13 protein-coding genes are annotated in these 22,869 nt (G+C 51.8%); 10 read left to right on the forward strand and 3 right to left on the reverse strand.

Features of this window, described 5'->3' with window-relative positions; all coding sequences use genetic code 11:
• Positions 1-258: 258 nt before the first annotated feature.
• Positions 259-2,442: a PQQ-binding-like beta-propeller repeat protein gene (locus LLG96_00240; protein MCE5248624.1), complete on the reverse strand. Its 2,184-nt coding sequence runs from the start codon at positions 2,440-2,442 to the stop codon at positions 259-261.
• Positions 2,443-2,746: 304 nt separating this feature from the next.
• Between LLG96_00240 and LLG96_00245 the strand changes: the two genes are divergently transcribed.
• The 7 genes from LLG96_00245 to LLG96_00275 all read left to right on the forward strand — a co-directional run bounded on the left by LLG96_00245 (position 2,747) and on the right by LLG96_00275 (position 11,488).
• Positions 2,747-3,118: a BlaI/MecI/CopY family transcriptional regulator gene (locus tag LLG96_00245; protein MCE5248625.1), complete on the forward strand. Its 372-nt coding sequence runs from the start codon at positions 2,747-2,749 to the stop codon at positions 3,116-3,118.
• A 343-nt stretch (positions 3,119-3,461) separates the two neighbouring features.
• Positions 3,462-4,781, forward strand: a complete 1,320-nt coding sequence (locus LLG96_00250; GenBank protein ID MCE5248626.1) for a TlpA family protein disulfide reductase — start codon at positions 3,462-3,464, stop codon at positions 4,779-4,781.
• 131 nt (positions 4,782-4,912) lie between these two features.
• Positions 4,913-5,305: a BlaI/MecI/CopY family transcriptional regulator gene (locus LLG96_00255; GenBank protein MCE5248627.1), complete on the forward strand. Its 393-nt coding sequence runs from the start codon at positions 4,913-4,915 to the stop codon at positions 5,303-5,305.
• A complete protein-coding gene (locus tag LLG96_00260) occupies positions 5,305-7,926 on the forward strand; it encodes a M56 family metallopeptidase (protein MCE5248628.1) in 2,622 nt (873 codons plus the stop codon). Before LLG96_00255 ends, LLG96_00260 begins: the two co-directional genes overlap by 1 nt.
• A 498-nt stretch (positions 7,927-8,424) precedes the next feature.
• Complete coding sequence (locus LLG96_00265) at positions 8,425-9,231, forward strand: cupin domain-containing protein (GenBank protein MCE5248629.1); 807 nt, start codon at positions 8,425-8,427, stop codon at positions 9,229-9,231.
• Positions 9,232-9,731: 500 nt separating this feature from the next.
• Positions 9,732-10,526: a C-GCAxxG-C-C family protein gene (locus tag LLG96_00270; GenBank protein ID MCE5248630.1), complete on the forward strand. Its 795-nt coding sequence runs from the start codon at positions 9,732-9,734 to the stop codon at positions 10,524-10,526.
• A gap of 161 nt (positions 10,527-10,687) precedes the next feature.
• Positions 10,688-11,488 carry a transporter gene (locus tag LLG96_00275; protein ID MCE5248631.1) on the forward strand — a complete coding sequence of 267 codons (801 nt, stop codon included), beginning with the start codon at positions 10,688-10,690 and terminating at the stop codon, positions 11,486-11,488.
• 5 nt (positions 11,489-11,493) lie between these two features.
• On the opposite strand, the gene LLG96_00280 is transcribed toward LLG96_00275, so the two are convergent.
• Complete coding sequence (locus LLG96_00280; GenBank protein MCE5248632.1) at positions 11,494-12,945, reverse strand: radical SAM protein; 1,452 nt, start codon at positions 12,943-12,945, stop codon at positions 11,494-11,496.
• A gap of 94 nt (positions 12,946-13,039) precedes the next feature.
• Complete coding sequence (locus LLG96_00285; GenBank protein MCE5248633.1) at positions 13,040-13,999, reverse strand: glycosyltransferase; 960 nt, start codon at positions 13,997-13,999, stop codon at positions 13,040-13,042.
• A 423-nt stretch (positions 14,000-14,422) separates the two neighbouring features.
• Between LLG96_00285 and LLG96_00290 the strand changes: the two genes are divergently transcribed.
• The 3 genes from LLG96_00290 to LLG96_00300 all read left to right on the forward strand — a co-directional run bounded on the left by LLG96_00290 (position 14,423) and on the right by LLG96_00300 (position 22,764).
• Positions 14,423-17,530, forward strand: coding sequence for a heparinase II/III-family protein (locus LLG96_00290; GenBank protein MCE5248634.1), 3,108 nt, complete (start codon positions 14,423-14,425; stop codon positions 17,528-17,530).
• A gap of 480 nt (positions 17,531-18,010) precedes the next feature.
• A complete protein-coding gene (locus tag LLG96_00295) occupies positions 18,011-19,354 on the forward strand; it encodes an FAD-dependent oxidoreductase (protein ID MCE5248635.1) in 1,344 nt (447 codons plus the stop codon).
• 296 nt (positions 19,355-19,650) lie between these two features.
• Positions 19,651-22,764, forward strand: coding sequence for a heparinase II/III-family protein (locus LLG96_00300; protein ID MCE5248636.1), 3,114 nt, complete (start codon positions 19,651-19,653; stop codon positions 22,762-22,764).
• Positions 22,765-22,869: the final 105 nt, after the last annotated feature.

A 22,869-nucleotide genomic window follows, 5' to 3' on the forward strand; every position in this document is an offset into this window, starting at 1 on the left:
ATTTGGAGTTAACACACTGTATATTTTATATGTTAACTCTATTGTGCCAAAAATGCAAGCAAATTATTACTCACTTATTATTTCAAAGGTTTCAAATTATCGATACAGACAGTCTCTGAACGTGCGTTATGGCAATAAACAACAATAAGAACGAACACACCATTGCTCGACTCATTTAATGCGGTTTTGACTGATATTATGGCTTTTCTCCGTGTCTCCGTTGCGAAATTGTTTAAGAAATATTCAGGTTAAAGTCATTCATGGCTGCCATTTCAATGCAAGTACATACCCGTCCATGGTTCCTACAATCACCATGGTATCACTGACCGCCATGGCACCGGGGCCGTAATAAGACCCCTGCGGTCCTATGGTTGTCCGGTATGTCCACTTCACTTGTCCCGTTGACGCAACGATACCGCAGATGCTTCCGCCGTCACGGACAAGCAATTCTTTCCCGGTTGCGCATGCGGCGTTCATGAACAGACCATCCGGCTGATCCCACATAAGGGAACCGTCCTCAACGGACAGACACTGCACACCCCTGCGGTCATTCTGCGAAAAAGGTGTGAACAGCCGCGTCTTTTCCGGATTCAGCGCCAACCGGTAGGTTCCGGCTGACAGTTGCCGTGACCATACTCTTTTACCGTCCGCCGCGGAAAATGCCACGAGGTTCAGTTCTTCTTTTCCCGCGGGTATTTTGCTGACGATAACTTTGTCCCCGGCTATGACCGGAGGCCAGAAGGGGGCGGTGGTATAATTGTCTTCCATCGCGGACATCCGGCTGATCCAGACCTCTGTGCCGGTTTTCGAATCCAGAGCCCGGAAATAGCCGTCCATTGCTCCGAAAAACACCATACTGCCGTTCGTGGCGGGTTCCATTATAATAGGCAAATCCGCTGAATAGTCCCACAGTTTCATACCATTCCGGGCATCGAGACAAAAGAGCTTTCGCTCCCCAGCCGGTACATACAGCCTGCCATCTCCGGCAGTGATGCCCGCAACGATCGAGGCTTCGAGCGGCGTTTGCCAGAGAAGCTTTCCGGACTTTACATCACAGGCATATACCGTACGCCCTTCTCCATAATAAAGCATACCGCTGTCGGCTGCCATCCCTCCTAAAATCTGCCCCTTCACGCCTTTCCGATGCCATACCTCCTTGCCGTCCCTGAGCCGTAAGGCGTATACACCTCCTTCGACAGAAGGAATAAACGCCAGATCCCCTTGAATGACAGGAGTCCCCATGACAGCCGAGCCAAGATTCTTCTCCCATACCTGACTGACACCCTCGCCGGGTTTTTCGATAACGGTATGCGCCAGAACGACAGCCCCGTCATCGCCCTTGAACCGTACAGCCAGAAAGTGACGTCCCGGAGGGGCAGGAAGAGAGATTCCCAGTTTCCATTTTCCTTTTCCACCCGTCATCGGCGCCCAGTCGCCGAATCCGGGGAAACAACACTCGACAACACCTGAAACTACGGGCTTTATTTCGGCCTGTACTACAGCAGCATCTCCGCGGATGCTTTTTTTCGGAACCTTGATACTCAAACGCGGACCAGGAGCAGGAACCTCGATAACCTCTTCCGGATCAAGAGTTCCAGCAGGTTGTGCGAAATCCCGGTTCCTTACCGTTATCCTGCCGGATTTCACGGTCACGATACGGTAGCTGCCGGCTTCGGGTTTGCCTCCGTAAAGCGACCCCGTCAAAACGACAGGCACTCCACCCCATTGCCCGATACCCGCCGTATGCCTGTGTCCCTGAAATATCACGGGATATTCGTATGGCTGGAGAATTTCCACAATCTTGCAGGTATCGTCCTCCAGCATGTTGGCGTGCAGAAAGAGCAGCACAGGTATATTTTTACGGATGGATTTGAGGTCGCTGCGCAGCCATTCCAGTTCATCGGGATTGAGACGTATCAGGCCGGAAATCGGACGGTTGTTGAGGAAAACAAAATGGCAGCCCCCGTAATCGAAAGAATAACGTGTACCATGTCGTCCGATCTGCGACGGTCCGAGAGGATCGAATATTTCAGCGAGGTCCTCGGAGGTAATGCCCGTATAATCCAGCTCGTGGTTTCCCACAACGGTATAAACAGGTATCCCTGAGGAGACGATAGGCTGCATAAGCTTGACATACAATTGCAGAAGCGCTGTCCAGCCGACATCGCCCGTATCGCCGCAGTTGATGACAAAAGCCGGTTCCGGACTTAATGTCAGGTATTCATCCACAAACTGTTTGATACGCTGCGGATTGTATATTTTCATGAGGGATTCCTCGTCGAGAGGCTGTCCGATGGGAAATCCGTGGCTCGGTATATGAACATCGGAAAAAACGACAAAAGAGAAATCCTGTGTTTCCGCAGCGAATAACCATCCGCTCCAAACCGCAAAAACACAGAGTATAATCGTGACAATACATAGTCTCCTGGAAATTGATGCCATATGATTTTCCTCCTTATAAAACGTTTGTTTTCAATGAAAATTAAACGGAAAAGCGTATACCCGGCAACTATTATTTCTTCCTTTTCCGGAATAACTGTCATGACAAGCTTCCAGAATGTACCCTTTTCCCCCGTATCATCATCCGAATTATAATAGTAATCTCAATAATAACTGGCAGTTGTCAATCACTACGGTATATGTTTCTGCTTCGTATATCCAAATTATTAAAGGGGAAAAAGCTTGACATTATCATTTAACAGACTAAATTTATCAGAGTAGTCTTTCTCGCAGAACAGGAGACGATATGGCTGATTTACAGTTCGGTCGCGTCCAGATGAAAATAATGCGGGTGCTCTGGGAGAAAAAACAGGCCACCGCGCGAGAGATCACCGATATACTCAACGAGTCCGAACCGATCGCCCACAGCACCGTACAGACACTGTTACGGGCACTGGAGCAGAAAGGGGCTGTCGGCCATGATGTCGAGGATCGTACCTTTACTTTTTACCCGCTCGTGGAAAACGAGAACGTTATGCAGAATGCCCTGAGCGATTTTATCGACCGTGTATTCGCCGGGTCAGCCGGTGGTATGGTCTCGTACCTGGTCAATAACAGGTACATCTCTCCCGAGGAATTGAAAGGTATTTTCCATCTTTTCGATAAAAAGAAACCATAACAGACCGGAATGATCACCGTATGGAGTGGTTACCGAACGTTTCAAACTCTGTTGTTGCTTTCAGCGCCGATTCTATTTATACCCTCATTTAATATTTTCATATAAATAATAGTAACATGGTGTTACCTGTCTATATCGGTCAAGGTGAAGCCCTGTTTTTTCCGTATGTGAGAAGAAATTCTCACATTTTGCTTGACAATAAACCGACTTATATATAAAATATGGTGAGAAGGAATTCTCACATAAAAACGGAGCACGAATATTCCTGTTCCGTTTAACCGCACATACCGGTGTTCTGATTATGTGCATGAGGTATCAAAACATGACACGGGAAAAACCCCGAATGCTGTTTACACAAGTGAAAAATATAATAATATGCCTGCTGCTGGCGGGCGTCACGTGTTTTGTTCCCGGTTCCGTTTCCGGTGACGACAATGACAGCGCCATAAGAATCGAATTGAGAGAAATCAATACGGACAGCATGGGAGTATTACAGGAATATGCCAGTGCTTCCGGAGAAGGATCGAGGTTCCCGCCGCAGGAAGACATCAAAGAATATCCGCGTAACTATACGGTTAAAGAAACGTTCTGGATAAACCTCCAGAAATACCAGTACTTATACAATCTGGCCCGATCAGACAGAAAAAACAATGACCGTGTGATAAAGGTATTGGGGCAGGAATGGTTTGACGATGCCCGGCTAAAATATACCGGGCAGCCGGTAGACTGTATCGTTTCTGTCTGTGTTGTCGAGAGCCCTGAAGGCGGGGAATACATTATTTTCGATGCAGATAACGATGAAAACTTTTCGAATGACCGGTTACTCACATTCAGGAGCGAAGAGCTGCAGCGGGGAAACATAAAAATTATCAGTCAATTAGCTGAATCCGATGTGGAAATCGAGTTTTATGACGGTTCCGAAGTACGAACTCGTACCATTCGGATAAGTATTGTGAGAAACATCGGAAACAGAATCTATACGGGATATGCCCATTGTTCCATGATGACCGGCGAGCTGCCTTTGGACGGGAAGCTTTTCACGGTCGGGCTTATCGAGAGCCAGGATATCGAATACAGGCAGTCCAGCAATCTGTGGATCGACACCAATCAGAACCGCATGTTCGATCCCGATGAAGATTATTATGCTCAGGTTAATCAGCCGTTTACTGTTCTGGGCAGAACATATCAGGTTGTCGAGACAGATCGGTTCGGAAACCATATCACCATCAGAAAGGTCGATCTCCCTTCACTCGAGGTTGGTCTCCCGGCTCCCGATTTTAAGGCAGTCACTATGGATTCGACCGGCTTTAATCTGGCAGAAAATAAAGGAAAGTATATATTGCTCGATTTCTGGGGAACATGGTGCGCTCCCTGTGTCAATGAAATTCCGGTTTTGAAAGAGGCTTATGACCGATATGGCGGGAAGAAATTCGAAATCGTGAGTATCGGAGTGGATGACGAAAAGAAATTATACTCGTTCATACACAAGAATAATCTGAAATGGACTCATATTCGACAGGACCAGAATGGCGATCTGGTAAAACTGTATCGGATCGACCATTATCCCACAAAATACCTTATCGATCCTCAGGGTATTCTTGCAGCAAAGTTGGGATTAAACAGCGATGAATTATTGGAAAAACTGGACAGAATATTCCATTGAACATTGCATCGAAGCGATGGTTTTACAAATTATAAACACGAATGTATCTACTTATAGAATACGCCTCAGAGGCCGGATTTACTTTTATGACAGACTGATGCGAACGTACAATCTTTAATCAGGAGAAACCAATGGCTCGACGGGCAGCAGGTACCCTGACCGAGGTGGAGCTCGAGTTCATGCAGATGCTGTGGTCGCTGAAACAGGCCGCACCGGAGGATATGCAGAATGCGCTCCTCGAAAAGGGACGAGAGCTGACAGGGGGATCGGTAAGGAAAATGCTTCTGATCCTCATGAAAAAGGGATATGTGCAGCGGATACGTGAAGGCAAAAAATATGTATACAGTGCACAGGTACCCCAGGAACAGGCAAAAAGGAGCATGCTCAACGAACTCATGGACCGGGCATTCGGCGGTTCAGCCTCGATACTGGTTGCAACGCTTCTGAAAAGCAGTTCCGTCCCCGAAGATGATATTGTAAAAATCGAGCGACTCATCGCCGAACACAAGAAGGAGAAACGCTAATGACTTCCACACAAATATTTTCGGTTCTCGATGCCTTCGGATATCATACGATCAGGCTGCTCATATCCGTTGCATGGCAGTCATCCCTGCTCATCGCGGCAGTAGCCCTCATTGTATTCATGCTCAGACGGCAGAGCGCCGCGGTTCGTCATGTCTTCTGGGCCGTCCTCCTCTGCTCGCTTCCCGTAATTCCGCTCCTTGTATGGACAACCTCGATTCTCAAAACGCCGAAGGCCGAGATTACCATTATTCCCGCATACACCGCGCCTTCCATGAGACAGCCCGATGGATTTGTGATAGAACCATCGATAAGTACAGGCGCGGAAACAGACAAAAATGGATCGACGGGAACGTTTCCATTCAAACCGGGCGATTATCCATGGGCGCTCGGACTGGCCATATACGCTCTGGGGGCAGTGTTCTTCCTGGTGTGGATGGCTATCGGCCGGCTGTGCATCTGGCGATGGAAGCGAACCGGAGTCGTTCTTACCGACCGGAGGGTCATTGACACTTTCCTGACAGCCCGCGAGCGGCTCGGCATAAGACGGGGATTTACTGTCATCGAGAATCCCGAAGTACCGGCTCCCCTCACCGCCGGAACGTTTCATCCCGTTGTGCTCGTTCCCGCCGGGTTCACCGATGGTCTTACGGATGAAGAACTCAGCGCGCTTGCAGTTCACGAGCTCACGCATGTGAAACGGAACGATGCGCTCGTTTTTTCAGTGGTGTCAGTTGTTCGGGCGCTGTTTTTCTTCCACCCGCTTGTATGGCTTGCGACCGATCAGGTCGTCGTGCTTGCCGAGCACGCATGCGACGAGGCCGTGCTGGACAGCGTATCGGAGCCCTTTGTCTATATTGAAATGCTCGTCGGGCTTGCTTCCAACCGTTCCCGCCGGAGATTCGTTACCGAAATGGCAGCCGGGTTCGTTATCTCGAAACATGCCTTCCTCCGCCGCGTGGAGGTCATGCTCTCGGATAAAGGGAAGAGAATACGGAGTCTTTCGCGCGGTTTTCTGGCGGGCACGGTTATCGTCGCCGTGCTCTCGGTCATGGTTACCTGCGCCCTCCCTATCGGCGAGAAAAAACAAGCCGGAAAACAGGCGGCTCAGGTTTGCGGTTTTATGAATGAGCCCGATGACACCATCACCGAATTTATCGGCGGGAAAGCACAGGAGATCGATCCCCATGAGCTCGGCGGGGTCGTGTACGATGAATCCGGCAAACCGCTCGAAGGGGCGCTCGTCGACGCATGGACATGGTATACCCATGACGGTCACGAGGTATATACCGATGCCCAGGGGAAATTCAGGCTGAAAAACCTGTCGCGCGATAACAGGGTCGAGGTGCGCTTTTCCAAAGAGGGTTATTCCCCGGAGCTCATCATCATGCAGAAAACAGGCGTCAGTAATATAATTGTTCGCCTGGGTAACAAAACCTATTTCGAGGGCAGGGTTCTCGCCCCCGATGGCCGTCCTGTCCCGGATGCGCTCATACGGGCTTCCCAGGGACCGAAACGGGCGCACGGTGTCGTGATTACGTCAATCTGGACCGAGACCCGCTCCGGCAGGGACGGCAGGTACCGTCTTTATGTAGAGGCTGACACATACGATATCCAGGTCAGAGTACCCGGCACCGGCGGCGCCCGTCTCCAGGGGGAAGTCATCGACCGTAACAAGTCGAAAAATCTCGACATCACCCTCGCAAAGGGAGTGACCTTCCGGGCGCAGGTGGTCAACAGCCGCTCCGGTAAACCTGTCGAGGGTTTGCGGCTTTATAACTGGCAGAAGAAAGATATCGAGGGCATTTCCGATAAGAACGGCGCTCTGGAGATCATGGATATGCTGCCCGGACCGTTCGAGTTCAATGTGGAGGGAAAGGGTTATGCCCGCTGGTGGTCCGAAGAGGCAAGTAAAGAATGGGAGCGTAAGATGATCAGCAGCAGGACCGGCTGGCAGCGTAATTTTGATGATCTTGAATTCGACCTGCAACTCAACATGAAGCCGGTAACGATTTTTGTCGAGGATGCGGTGACCATCACGGGCCGTGTGCTCGATCCGGACGGCAGACCGGTCGCAGGCGCCACGGTGGCTCCTGCTCACACAGGTTCGGGAAATTCAATTACGGGGGATACACGGTACAGTGTGCCCACGAACGATGACGGTACCTTCGAGATGATCCTTCCCGCAAGCGGCGATACGGAATACAACCTCGTCGCGCATGACGGGAAATATACCGAATGGAGAACATGGGCAAACGGCATCAAGGAACCCATCAAAACTCAGCCCGGTCAGGTCATCCGCGATGTCACCATCTCACTGACGCAGCCCGCGACCGTAACGGGTACAGTTGTCGACGAAGATGGAAAACCGCTTGCGCATCACGAGGTCAGGGCAAGCGCTACCGATAAGCTGGAAAACCGTTACTACGATCCCACGACGCGGACTGACGACAAGGGCAATTTCACCCTGAAATACATACGACCGGGGTCTCAATTCATCCAGGCAGCGCCCTTCTGGCTCAGTGCAGAAGAAGCGCCTTACGGAAGTACGGTTACGCTTTATCTTTCCGCCGGAACGGTAAAAGACGGTGTACAACTGGTGGGAAATGTCAAAAAGAAATAAAAGGGCAGAGGGACTAAAAAGGCGTAAGGACTGAGAGATAAAGGTGTATTGAAAATTTATAATTTCTGTCAATCCCGGTTGTTGTCTCAAAAAGTCGGATTGCCTTGAAATACCCGAGCCAAGAGCGGCAATGATACACTATTGCCGCTTTTTTTATAACATACTGTAAAGAAACGATATAGACAAATCACCAAACCCGTTCACCGAAATGTATCCCACCGAAAATACTCACTCCATACCATTATAGGCGGCATATCCACTTAAAATTGATTATATTGATAATAACAACGGCACAATCTCCGGTTCTTTCTCCTGGGTCAGAACCACACAATCGGCAATAATACGGAATTTTGTCTTTCTTTGTCAATTTTATGGAGTTTTTTTATGTCAGGAAAAAAAGCGTTGATTTGTTTTACTGTGTGTTTTTCTGTCTTTATTTTTTGGGGAGCTCTTGGACATGGCCCATTCAAACGGTTTGCACTGGCTCAGAAAAAGCCCATGGATCAGCCGGATGTCGATATGTTCATGGGAAACTGGAAAGATTCGAAAATTCGGATGGAATTCGGCAAGCTTGAGGTTCGCGATATATTGACCAGGTGTACGGGCGATCCGCTCAGTCCCGGAAAAAAAGGCGCCGTGCTCACCGACATTAACGCTGTCAGCTATGCCGTCCTCAAGCCTCATGCCTCTACAAAGCCCTCAGTGCTTAAAAGCGAACAGCACATCTATTATATCGTATCGGGGAAAGGCACCATAAAAGCCGGCGCTCAAACAGCCGATCTTTTCGAGGGTATCGGCATAATCATGCCGCCGGGTATCGAGTTTACCATAAGCAATCCGGGTGACGAGCTTCTTGCCATGTACCGCATTACCGAACCGATCCCCTCCGGCTTCAGACCACGCACCACCATGGTCGTACGATCCGAGTATGACAACACGATCAGCACGAACCTGCGGAGAGGCAGCAGCAATGACTGGCTTTTCGAGAGGGAAGATGGCCTTTCGACCCTTGTCGCCCTGAATCCGGTGATGTACGAGCCGAGATCAATGGTTCCGCCCCATGTTCATCCGGACGATGTCGAGGAGGTGTGGATTGCGGTTAAGGGCGATCTTTTTCTCCAGGTCGGCAGCCAGCGCAGGAACTTTCCCGCCGGAACGGCATACAAAGTTCCCGCTGACAGCAGAACCCCCCATGCAAACATCAATACCGATGAAGTTTCCAAAAAACTCCTCTGGATGATGAAAGTCCCGGTTGTAACCGTTCCGGGAGGACGAAAAGAGGACGATCTCAAGGGTATTATATAATCCGGTTATTCAATGAGCTCATAATCATTCATCTATTGCACGTTTATTGTCATTCCCGGGAACGAAGTGAATCGGGAATCCAGTATTACCGTCGCTCTGTTGCGGATGTTTTATGATGGATTCCCGTTTTCACGGGAATGACACCTTAATATGCGGTAATACAGATCACAGGTTTTCCGAATAGAAATTAACTACACCACAGGAAACTGCGAGGAATACTTTCTAACCCGACCTATTCACAAAAATTTAATAGAACGCGGATTTACACGGATCGGACGGATTTTCGCGGATTTTATTCTTTGTTTATTTATATTTTCAGGTGTTAATGTTTTATTAATTGTTAATGATAGTATAAATAATATGTTATATAAATTTGTGTCTTCGTGGTTAAATATATTCATGAATAATCCGGGCTAATAAAAAACCGATAAATATAAAGAGCGCATTACCATCATATAAATATATTCAATACTTTCTTTTAATTTTTGAGGTGCCGAATCATGAAACCATACAGACGGACATTCCTTGCGGGTCTGGGAGGACTCGCCCTCGGTACTGTACTCGGCTCCAACGAGGCATCGACAGCGCTACCCGGTGAAATCCCGGAACTGCCATGGCCTTACGAAAAGCTCGATATCGAGGAAACCCGAAGGCAAGGTCATATGTGGGATTATCGGACCAACTGCGCTTCGGGCGCGTTCATCGCCATTATAAGCCAGCTCCGGGAAAAAGTCGGGCATCCATGGACACTCATGCCGTTGAACCTGTATGCGTACGGCGGAGGCGGGATTGTCGGGTGGGGAACGATCTGCGGCGCCTTGAACGGCGCCGCAGGAGCGATCAATCTTGCCGCCGGACCCGCCAATCAGGGCCGTCTCGTGAACGAACTCCTCGGCTGGTATACGGAACAACCGTTTCCGGGCGATACAGCTAACCGTTACGGTGTCGAACACACTTTTCTCGTTGCGGAATACCGCTCCGATAAAGCGCTCACCCAGTCTGTCTCAGGGTCGCCTCTATGCCATGTTTCGCTGAGCCGGTGGTGTGCCGCATCCGGACTTGCGAGCGGTTCTCCCGAAGCGGGTGAACGGTGCGCGAGATTGTGCGGAGATGTTGCTGCAAAGGCCGTGGAACTGCTCAATGCTTTCAGGGATAACACCTTCTCGGCGGTGTTTGTTCCCCGGAAGGAAACGGAACAGTGCATGAGCTGCCACCATGTCGGACCGGATGTAAAAGCCGGCAATACGACTACGGGAAAGCTCAACTGCCTGAACTGTCATGAGCCGCACCGGTAATCCGGAAAATAGAACCTGAACCGGTATCCAGACCAGAAAGAAATCGACTCATTTATTTCGATATGCAAAAATAACTCCTTGAACCATTAAGTAAATATGATATGTTTCATTGAAAAATATCGAAAGACAACTTTTTCTATCCGGTTTCGGAGGAGGAGACAATGACAATATTCCGCGCACGAAAAACAGTTTCAAAGATAACGTATCTATCCATGTGCCTTTTAATCTCCGGTGTGACATTCTCTTTTTCTGAGGAGACACCTCCCCTCAGTACCGACCGTCCCGACCAGACAGAATCGACATCGATTACCATGCGGGGATGCTATCAGGTAGAAACCGGAGCCGTTCGCGCAGTAAACGATGATGCAACCACAATATTTCTTCCGGGAACGCTTTTCAGAACCGGTTTATTCCGGAATATGGAACTACGGTTTGGTATTGATGGCTGGTTGATGGACAGGGACAGCGATGAAAACGGATTCGGAGATTCCCGTCTCAGCGCAAAAATAAGATTCAAACAGGAATCCGGCCTGATACCCGAAATGGCGCTCATTCCATCGATTTCATTTCCCACCGGGGAAAAGGGGTATTCGAGCGAGAGGTATGATCCGGAACTCCGCATGGCATTTGCCCACAGTATCAAGGACAATCTCTCACTCGGGTACAATGTTGCCGTTTCATGGTCGAGCGCGGCATCAGAATCCGGTGAAATCGCCACGCTCGCTTCTTTTCCCTGGTCGGTCTCGCTCGGGCAGGGCATTTCGGATCGTATTGGCTCGTTTACCGAGCTATACGGCGAGATTCCTATCAATTCACCCGGCGGGCCGGCAAATTCCTTCGACTGCGGTTTCACTTTCCATGTGTCTGACAACTGCCAGCTCGATCTTGAGGGCGGAGTCGGAATATCCGAGGCTGCGGACGACTGGTTCACAGGCGCGGGCGTGAGCTACAGAATTCCCTGAATGTTTCACTGCCGCCGTGTGAAATCGAGCAGGTGACCTACAACAGCCTTGGCGCCCTTTGCTATAAACTTGATGTCCGCCGGTGAACGGATACTCCTGAGGTAGCGGAGAACATAGGACGGCTGGAGAAACGAGCGGTAGATGGAATTACACAGCTCGGTAACCTCTTCGGGGGACATGTCCGGCGTTTTGAATACCGGCGCGGTCATATCGAATTTCTCGTAGTCGGCGGAATCGAACCTCAGCCATCCGTTTTCAACAGCCTCACGGTAAAGCGGCGTTCCGGGATACGGCACGGCGACCGTGGACTGGAGCATGTCCGCCAGCCCTTCTTTCATGAGCCGCCGCGCAAGGGCGAGAGTCTGTTCGGCGTCGGACCTCGTTTCCCACGGGTAACCGACCATGATGGTGAGGTGAACCTCGAGGCCCGCTTCCTTCGCGATACGGCATCCTTTTTCGATATCTTCGACCTTCGTTCCTTTTTTGAGGCGGTCGAGCGTTTTCTGGCTCGCCGATTCCAGGCCGAGTTTCATGAGACGGAAACCGGCTTCACGCATGAGCGCCGCCCGCTGGGGATTGAGATAATCGAACCGGAAATTGATGGAAATCCGCAGCTTCCTGTTGTACCCGCGCCTGATCATTCCCTTGCAGAAACGGTCGAGCCATCCGCCCGAGGGAAACGACCCGGTATCGTCGAAAATTTCACGGACACCGTACCGCTCGATCAGCATGCCGATTTCGTCGAGGAGTTTCTCCGGCGTGCGTGTTCTGAACGTCGGGAAAAGGGTTGTCCACGAGCAGAACGTGCACTTCGCCCAGGGACAGTCGCGTCCAGCCATGGTGTAGGTGAATGGTTCGCGCTTGTAGAGTGGTTCGCCGTAGAGACGCCACTCTGTGAGCTCACGATCGACCGGAGGGAGTTCATTCAGGTCGTGGTCGAGCCGGAACTGTCCGGTATTCTTGACAGAGCCTCCGTCCCTGTACCAGATGCCCGGTTCGAGCGCAGCACCGGTCATGATATGGTCGACAACGGAAGCGAGCAGGAAATCGTAATCTCCACCGGTAATGGCAAAATCGCACCGGCATCGCTCCATGGTTTCGCCGGGCAGCGCGGTGATATGGTCGCCCATGAGCACCACCACGGTACCGGGGAGTTCCCGCTTGATACGGTCGGCGATATCCCAGTGAAGCTTCACCACAGGGGTTTTTGTCTCCATGGCGATGAGACCGGGTTTTTCGGCGAGAATATTCTCCCACCATCGCTGACTCGTCCAGCGCCGCGCGATGCCGTCATCCCATGCGACTTCGTGCCCTTTTTCTTTCAGGAGGGTCGCCGCCGACGCGGTGACCATGGGATAGATAAACGACGGGTTGTGAAACCACTGGAACTGCCTGTTCTGTCCCAGCATCGGGGTTCCCTTACCATCGAGAGGGGGATAGCTTACGAATATTTTCATCAGGTATATAACTCCATAGTAAATAAAAAGGAAGCGGAAGAATCGGATTCCGCAGTCTTTCCTCAGCGTCAGATTCCCGGATCCCGTCCCGTTCTCAGTCGTGCAACTCGCGGGAGAGGAGCCCGATCATGAACCAGAAACCATAGGTGATGTGTGTCAGGAATGTTCCCGTCAGCGCACCGAGCACACCCGCCGGATTAAAGGTTCTCATGAACGAACAACCGAGCGCGAGTGCCGCGTACAAAACCATGATCGCTATCCATGCCACGAAAATCGGCAGCGAAAACCACACAGAGGCCCAGCCGAGAAAGCAGAACAGGGTGAACAGGCTCGGAACGAAATAACCCGGTTTGAGCGATGTTTCCGGGAATTTTTTCACAAAAAATCCGCGGTGAAGCGCATAGCTTTTAACCTGCCTGAGATGCCCGGAAAAAATCTCGCGGCGGTGGTGATACACCCTGAGACCGGGATCATATACGATCCGCTTTCCGAGGTCGTGGATCAGCTTCAGGCAGAGGATGGTGTCCTCGCCGGGCCAATAGCCGGTATCGAAACCTCCCGCACTGATAAAGTCAGATTTACGGATGATGAGGCTCGATGTCGGATAATCGTCGACATCGCGTTTCCTACCGGGACGGTAACGGTAGGTATACCCGCCGCTCACGAGCGGGGACTCGTAAATCCAGCCCGATATCCGCCGTCTGAAATTATCCCCGGGCGGTGTCAATCCGGGACCTCCCACTGCGGCGACGGCCGGGTCATCGAAATGACGCACCGCCTTCGAGAGCCAGTCGCGCTCGGGATACGCATCATCGTCGATTATTGCAATGATCTCACCGGTTGATTCCTCCGCGCCGCGGTCACGTTTTTCCGCCGGACGCACCTTGCCGGTGGGGATAACCCGCACCGACTGATTGGGAGGAATCCATGGTTCATCGGGCAGCACGATAATCTCGAAATCGGGATAGTCAAGCTGCAAACAGTGCTCAACGCACTCGATCAGATAATCTCCCGGAACTCCGACAGCCACGATGATCGACACTTTCGGTACCACACCACCTCCTTATGACGACATGGTACTCAATGTAGTGTAAAAACAGGGTAAAATCAACTGATTTGGGTTGGAACGGGGAATGTAAGGCACATCGATTGATTTCCATCATCCGGATAAAAAATGCGGATATTGGGTGACATCTGAAAAAAAGTGATCGCGAATGCTTCAGATGGATAATCCTGTCACTGTTGAAGCTTTCATTCGTTTATCATGTATTAATGCTGATTCGATGATAAAACATGCCAACTGTTTTTTAAACATTGATTCCATAAAAAATTAGTATTAAACTAAGAGTATGGCGAGAAAAGTATCTTTTTCTTTGCCTCGATGATACAAAACAGTGATTCGTCTTCTTTTTCGGAAAAGTTTTCCCTCCGATTCAATATTAACACACAGAGTTATAATAATCTGAAAGGAATTCCCATGAACCGGACAATGCTGATGTTTCTCGGAGCAGCCCTGCTCTGTGCGGCATGCCCCCTGCATGCCGATGTCGTGCTTGAACCGTTCACCTATACCCAGAATTTCGAGGGAAGAACGCTCGGAGCCTGGGCGTCGTACCCGCTGTGGCAGGATACTGCCTATGATCCTAATTTCAGAGTAAACGAGATCGTTCCCGGCGACCCCAACCTTTCCATCGAGGAGCGTGTGACACCCTATACGAATGTCGATAACTACGGAGGGGCGGAGAAACTCCTCGATATGTATCTCACACCGGAATCAACGATAACGTTCAGGTATTACCTCAAGACCAACCTGCCCTCGGAGTTCTTCAAGGTCAGGCTCGCAGCCGGCAAGTTCGGGAAAGTGGACTTCACCATTCCCGATCCGCCGCTCAACCGATGGGTATGGCTCACAGTGGGTTACAACGATTTCGTCCGTGAGAACCCCTGCATAGCCGGGCATGATAAAATCAAGGTCAATGCGCTTGCAATGCTGATAAAAATACCTGATGCCGACCCCGACATGCTGTTCTATTTCTGCTTCGACGATATTACCTTCAAGGGCTCCCGTGCCATGGCATTCAAGTTCACCGAACCGGAGATGTTCAAGCTCTCCGAGTTCAAGCCCTATATACCGAAGAAACACTACTATAAAGGTGATACGTTCAATCTGTCGGGTGAATGGCCGCTTGGCGCCGATAAAGTGTCCCTCGCCGTCGTGTCATTTACCGACACAACCAATACCGTGTACACCGCCGATCTGAGCAAAAAAGGCGAGACCTGGTCGCTCAGGCCGCTGACGCTTTCGTTCCCCGAGGGGCTCTATCTCGGCAAGCTCAAAGCCTACAGCGGTAAAAATATGCTGTCCGATACCGAGTTCACTATCCACATCGCACCAAAGGGCATCGGCGGCAAACATCCCCGTCTTCTGTTCGACAGCGTAAAGAAACAGTGGATTCTCGACCGTCTGAAGACCGAGAAGTTTAAACAATATTACGATTCGATTCCTGAAAACGCCAAAAAACAGCGCCAGAGAATCCCCGTCGAAAGCCTCATATACGATCTCGACCAGTTCCCGGACGAGAACTGGCTGCCCACCTGGTCGGCATGGGGATCGCATATCTATAATACCGATTCGGCGTTCCTCTGGAATTCGCTCGCATATCAGTTCTGCGGCGACCGTGAAGCGGGAGAATATGCCAAGAACGTCCTCGTGCAGCTCTCGACATGGCCAGATTTCACCCACCCGTGGCAGACGAAGCGGGGACGGTTCAGCGAGCACCGTACCGGCTCGTGGTCGCACCGCGTGGCATTCGCATACGACTGCACCTACGACCTCATGACCGAGAGTGAACGGGCACAGGTTCGCCGGGCGCTCAAGGACTACCTCGTCAAGGGAGCGTTCAAGACGTATGTCGAGAACGACAATATCACCGCGAAAACATCGAACTGGCTCGCCATGATCACCGGTGGCTCGCTCACGCTCCAGGCCGCGATGTTCGGGGACGGCCCTGATGTGGAGTATCTCGAACCCTATTTCACCGGCACCATGATGAAGTATTACGCCTTTATCGAGCGGGTCACCGATTCGAAGGACGGCGCATGGGGCGAGGGCTTCGGATACAACAGTTACAGCTTCAACAACATGTCGTACAGCGTGCCGTCGGTCATGAACGTGTTCAATATCGATGTGGCAAAACCGCTTGACGGAACATACAAGGAATACATCTGGGCTGGGCCGGTCAAGGACAAAAAAACGTTCTATTACGGCGATTCGGGACCCAATCTCGACGCCGACAGCTGGGCATTCCTCCTCAACCGTTTCAAAGACCCCCTCCTCAGCTGGTTCTACCATTTCCTCGAGCCGGGCAACACTCTCTGGGATGCTGTCTATGAGATAGAGAATATCCCCCAGAAAAATCCGTCCGATGAAGATCCGGTGAAGGCGTTCAGGGAAGTGGGAACCACGGTTTTCAAGAGCGGCTGGGAGCCCGATGATTTCATATTCGTCATGCGCACCGGGGCTTTCTACAACCACCAGCATATCGACCAGGGATCGTTCTGGCTTGCCGACCGGGGGAGCACCTTCTTCGAGGAACGTCACAACAGCACCTACTACGACGATCCGCTCTACCAGCCATGGTATACCCAGCCGGTCGGTCACTCAACGATTCTCATCAATGGCAACCACCAGAGCCAGCGTGTGGGAGACCACCTCGTGTTTGCCGAGGGTTTTGACGATTACGCCTTCATTTACCAGTTTCTGAACGGACAGTTCGCCGCATTCAGCTCGGGCGATATCGGCAGGCTCTACTGGGGCAAGGTCAAGGACCTCAAGCGCAATGTGCTCTATATCAAGCCGCGCACGCTTCTCATGCTCGACACCGTCGTCCCCGCCGAACGTGATGCGGATGTGACGCTTCTGTACCAGACCGCCCATCTTGAGAACATCACTGCGGGCGAAAATACATCGACCGTGAGCAAGGACGGCAACACGCTCTTCATCAGGCACCTCAATCCGGATAAAGTTCAGGCGGTCGCAGTGGAGACGCCTCACTATCTCTATACGCTCCAGCGCGAGAAACCGCTGGTCAAGGAAGGCATGCTCACCGTGACCGCACGCACCGATCGTGTTCCCCTCGTGATGGCGAACATGCTCACCTCCACAAAAGGCGCGCAGCCCGATATCACCTCCGAAAAGGGCGACGGCTTCATGAAGGGTACGGCAGAAGGAACACCGTTCGTATTCTCGACCCGTCCCGGAATGTACTATGATACCGGCGAATTCCAGACCGACGCCGCTGCGGTCACATGGAAGGGCGATACGGTGTTCGCGGCGCTCTGTACGACCCTGGGGAAAAACGGTCAGCTTCTCCTCAAGTCGGCAGAGCCCATTACATGCGAAGTTTCAGCGGCGGGAGTGAAATACTGCCTGGCGAAGGAAAGCGCGGTGCTTTTCGGCGCCGATGCAAAGCCGCAGACTCTTACGGTCAACGGAACGAAGGTTACAACGATTACCTATGATTCCGCCCGCAAGGGTGTCGAGGTCAGGCTTCCGGCCGGCGAGGGCATGGTGAGCTTTAAATAGGTTTTATGCAACGAATTATATGAATTGAACCAGTGAAATGCATGATACGGGGATGAATTCCTGTGCCCGTGCCGAAAAGTTTATCCGTAACTCCAGATCGAAAGAGCTCCGAAAGAGACTTTTCGTCAACAGCCTGTCCCCGACCTGACTCTTGGGATCGGGGACTGACTGCCGGGTATTTTATCCTTATTTTTGCGAATTATTCAGGTATTATTACGAAGGGAAAGTACGGTCCGGGCTTATAAATAAAGCAGATTACCGGGCAATTGATGGAGAATTTTCTGAAACTGGTAACTAACGATCTCGTACAGGAGTCCTGAGAGATTCTCATTATACCTTTAAAAAAGCGGGGCTGACGGGTATCTCAACGCCGGGCATTTCCAGCGACACGCACTATTTTTTATTGACTCTACTTCTGCTGTAATGCTACGTTGTATGAAAACATCCATATTTTTCCGAATACTTACAGGAGAACACATTATGCGGAGAAGGGCTTTCATTTCAACGGTTCCGTTGATTTCAGGCGCCGGTTTCTTCCCTGCTTCCAGCAGTTCGGCTGAAAACATCGGCAGCCGGACTGTTTCCGTACAGCAACAGGAATATTTCAGGAAAGCACCCACAATCACAGAACCCTCGCGGGAAATCCCGGTTATTGCGTCACCGGATGTTCTTGTTGTCGGCGGCGGCCCGGCAGGTGTTGTTGCGGCCCTTGCGGCAAGCCGTTCGGGAGCCTCCACCGTACTTGTGGAGCGTTATAACCACCTCGGCGGGCTCTGGACCGGGGGACTGGTGCTGCCGCTGTTGTCCACGCATGCATGTGACAAAGACGGTAATTTCAGGCAGGTCATCCACGGTATCGGGGGCGAAATCGCAGGTAAACTTGTTTCGATGGGAATGTCAGTACATGAGGTGAATCCCGTCATCGATCCCGAGGCGGGTAAATATGTTCTCGAAGCCATGATCAAAGAGTCCGGTGTAACCATGCTGTACCACTGCTGGGCATCGAATATCATCGTCGAGAGCGATATTATAACAGCGGTAATTCTCGAATCGAAATCCGGCCGCGTGGCTATCCGGCCCAGGGTGGTAATCGACTGCACGGGGGATGGAGATATCTTTCACCTTGCCGGCGAACAGTACGATTTCATGAAATACAATATCGGGCTGGTTCACCGCCTTGGTAATGTTGACAGGATCGATTCCTCGAAGCCGGGATACAGGAAAATGGATACCGGGAAAGAAACGCCCATAAAAAGTGTGAACTGGGTGAACATGGATGGTGAAAAGGATCAGGACGGCACCGATTTATTCAACCTGTCGCGGCTGCAACAGCAGTATCGCCTTGCGATCTGGGAGCGATCCGAAAAAATCCGTTCGACACCGGGACATGAGGAAGTATTTCTACTGGATACCGCCTCACATCTCGGCGTACGGATGTCCCGTATCCTCCAGGGACGCTACACTCTGACACTGCGGGATTCGATGACATATACGTCATTCAGCGATGTCATCGGTATAATCGGCGCATGGATAACGGTGAACTACAACGGCGACCGGATTTCGCCTCAGAAACGTCCCATGTGGCAGATACCCTACGGTTCGCTCCTTCCGAAAAAGACCGGGAACCTGCTGGTCGCGGGACGTTGTTTCAGCTTCGAGAAGGCGCTCGTCGAGGATGCCCGTATTATCGGGACCTGCATGGTCACCGGACAGGGTGCGGGCGCCGCAGCCGGTGTGGCGGTTCGGGACAACAGCACAGTACAGGATATCGATATAGAGAAGATTCAGGATGTGCTCAAAAAACAGAATGTGTATTTCGGGTGAATTTTCAAGTCCACCAGGCGGCTTGATCCGTCTGTGGCTCAAACTCACCCCTGATCCCACTTCTGGATTAAAAAGAAGGAGATACCCCTCCACTCACATCCCGAAAGGGTACTTTTCATGAATAACCCTTATGACTATATATGGTCGCAACGAAGAATGAAAATGGATTTTCAGATAATTCGGGTAATAGATTTGAGCATAGAATACAGATAGAGCGGTCGGCTGATCAGCTTTCGCTGTCGGAAAAAGCTGGAAGGCTGACCGCTTGATGTTTTCCTGCTCCATTCGGAGGAACAATGAAATCTCGGGCATATTGGTTTTTTTTACCGGTCTTGTTTCTGACAACGTTGTCTCCGCTGCACGCCGATGAAGTTCTTGAGCCCTTTATTTATACCGAGAATTTCGAAACACAGGAACTCGGCGCATGGGCGGCCTATCCCCACTGGGAAGACACGGCGTTCAACGAGTATTTCCGGGTCGACACAATGGTTCCGGGCGATCCGAACTGGTCGATCGAGCAGATGGTGACTCCCTACACCCATGTCGATAACTACGCAGGCGCGCAGAAGCTGCTTGATATGTACCTCACGCCCGGTTCCTCGGTCACTTTCCGTTATTACTTGAAATCGAATCTCCCGTTCGGGTACATCGAGGTGCGTCTTGCCGCGGGAGATGACGGCATGGTTACGTACACGATTCTTAGTCCGTTGCTGAACCGCTGGGAGTGGGTTACAGTGACTTTCGAGAACTTCCTCGAACAGAATCCGCGTCTCGCAGGCCGTGACAGGATAAAGGTCAACGCCCTTGCGGTGCTCGCGAAGCAGCCGTTGGGCGATCCCGCCATGAAGTTCTATTTCGGCCTCGACGACATAACGGTAAGGGGCTCCCGCGCAACGGCATTTCAGTTTGTCGAACCGGCGATGTACAAGCTCGCGGAGTGGAAACCGTACATCGCCCGCAAGCACTACCGCAAGGGAGAGCATTTAACACTGAAAGGCGCATGGCCGTTCGATGCGGACCGTGTCACGCTGACCGTCGCACCGTTCACCGACCGTTCGAAAACCGTTTTTGACGCCGAACTGAAACGGCAGGGCGGGCTGTGGACGATGAAACCGGTGACGCTCTCCTGCGCCGATGGGCTCTACCTCGGCATCATCAGGGCGTACGGCGGGAAATCGCTGCTTTCTGAGACCGAGTTTTCATTTTTAATAGCCCCACAGGATATGGCCGGAAAACACCCCCGTCTCTGGTTCGACAGCAGCTCGTATAAAGCGGTGAAAGCCCGTCTCAACAGCCCGAAATTCAAAAATGTCGCCGATGGCATCAGGACAAACGCGCAAAGCTATCGTGAAAAAAATCCCGTGAGCGGCATCGTTTTCGACATCGACCAGTTTCCCCGCGAGGACTGGCTGGCTTCGCTCGACGGCTGGTTCGACCGTGTCGGTATCTGGCGCTGGGGCATATGGTACAACACCCTCGCCTATGCCTTTTTCGATGACCGTGAGGCGGGCATATACGCTAAAGACCTTCTCGTGGAGCTCTCAAAGTTCTCCTACTGGGTGCATCCGTGGTTCATCAAACGCGGGCAGTTCATTTATTACCCACTCGGCGAGGCGGGAACAGAGTTCGCGATCGGGTACGACTGCCTGTACGGTCTCATGACCGGGGAAGAGCGGGCGCTCGTCCGTCACGGGTTGTGGAAGAACATCGTCCTCGGCTGTCACCGCGGGTATGTGGAGAATAACCTGACCACGAACAACACCTCGAACTGGGTATCGAACATCGCAAGCGGTTCGCTCATCTGCCAGGCGGCGATGTACGGCGACGGCCCCGATGTCGAGCCGCCGGAACCGTATCTGACCGGCGCGCTGTTCAAAGAATACGCCCTTATTCAATGCGGCTTCGGCAGAGATGGCGGTTACGGCGAGCCGAACGGCTACTATTACTTCACGATGGATGGCCTTTCCGAGGCGCTCCCGGCGGTTGAAAACGTCTTCGGAATCGACATGACGCAGAAAATCAACCGCTCGTATACCGAACTTATCTGGGCCGGGCTCGTCAAGAAGAAATATACCTTCTATTACGGAAAATCAAGCGGCGAACTGCGACCGCTCAACAACTGGACATGGCTCCTGCCCAAGTACCGCGATCCGCTCCTCGGGTGGTTCTATAATTTCATGAAGGACGGCGAAACCCTGCGGGACGCCATCTACGATACCGAAAACGTACCCCGCGAGGACCCGTTCGGGCAGAATCCGGTCAGGGTCTTCCGTGACATCGGCACCACCGTCTTCAAGAGCGGGTGGGAACCGGACGATTTCGTGTTCGTCATGCGCACCGGGCCGTTCTACAACCACCAGTTCATGGATCAGGGATCGTTCTGGCTCAGCGACCGGGGGAGCATGTTCATCGAACGCCGCCACGGCAGCACCGAACCGTACCTCGGCGCTGTTCTCTACGAGCCATGGTACATCCAGCCCGTATCACACTCGACCATCCTCATCGACGGTAACCATCAGAGCCAGCGCACCGGCGACACGCTCAATTTTGCGCGGGGCTTTGAAGACTATGCATTCATCAGCCAGTTTCTCGACGGAGCGGATGCATCCTTCGTGTCGGGCGACATCGGCAGGCTCTACTGGGGAAAGGTCAGGGAACTGCGGCGCAATGTCCTCTACCTCAAACCGCGGACGCTTCTCATGCTCGACACCGTCATCCCCGCGGAGAAGGATGTGGATGTGACGCTGCTCTACCAGACGCTCCGGCTCGAAGACATTCACCCCGGCGACCGGATGTCGACTATCACAAAGGATGGTAATATCCTGTATATAAAGCACCTGAATCCCGGAAGCCCCGAAATCAGATCGATCGAAACCCCGCATTACCTCTACACGCTCCTCAGGGAGAAACCGCTCAAACGCGAGGGCATGCTCACCGTAACCGCCCGGACGAAGGGAGTCCCGCTTGTCATGGCGAATATCCTGACCTCCACGGCGGGGCCGGAACCGGAAATCACCGCTTATACGGGCAAGGATTACACCGGGGGCACTGTCAGCGGCATCCCGTATGTCTTTTCGACCCGGCCCGGCGCACGGTATGACACGGGAACGTTCCTGACCGATGCGGCGGCGGTCACATGGAAGGAATCGACGGTGTTTGCGGCGCTCTGCACGACCCTGACGCGGGATAGCCGCCTGCTTGTCCGCTCGGAAAAGCCGGTAACATGCGAACTGTCGGATGGGAGCATGAAATACTGCCTTTCCGCTGACAGCGATGTGGAGATCGGGGTCGATGCGAAACCCCGCTCGATATCGGTCAATGGCAAGCGGATCGATTCGTTCGTGTATGACCGTGAGCAAAAGACCATAAAGCTGAAACTTCAGGCTGGAGAAGGTACGATATCTTTTTGAAACGAAAAATTAATTGAACACAGATTTTTGCGGATTCGTTATACCTTTTGATATTAACGATTGATAATTTCTAAAGATAGTATAAATAATCTATTATATCTCTTT

The sequence above is a fragment of the bacterium genome, assembly GCA_021372535.1.
Taxonomy (GTDB): domain Bacteria; phylum Latescibacterota; class Latescibacteria; order Latescibacterales; family Latescibacteraceae; genus JAFGMP01.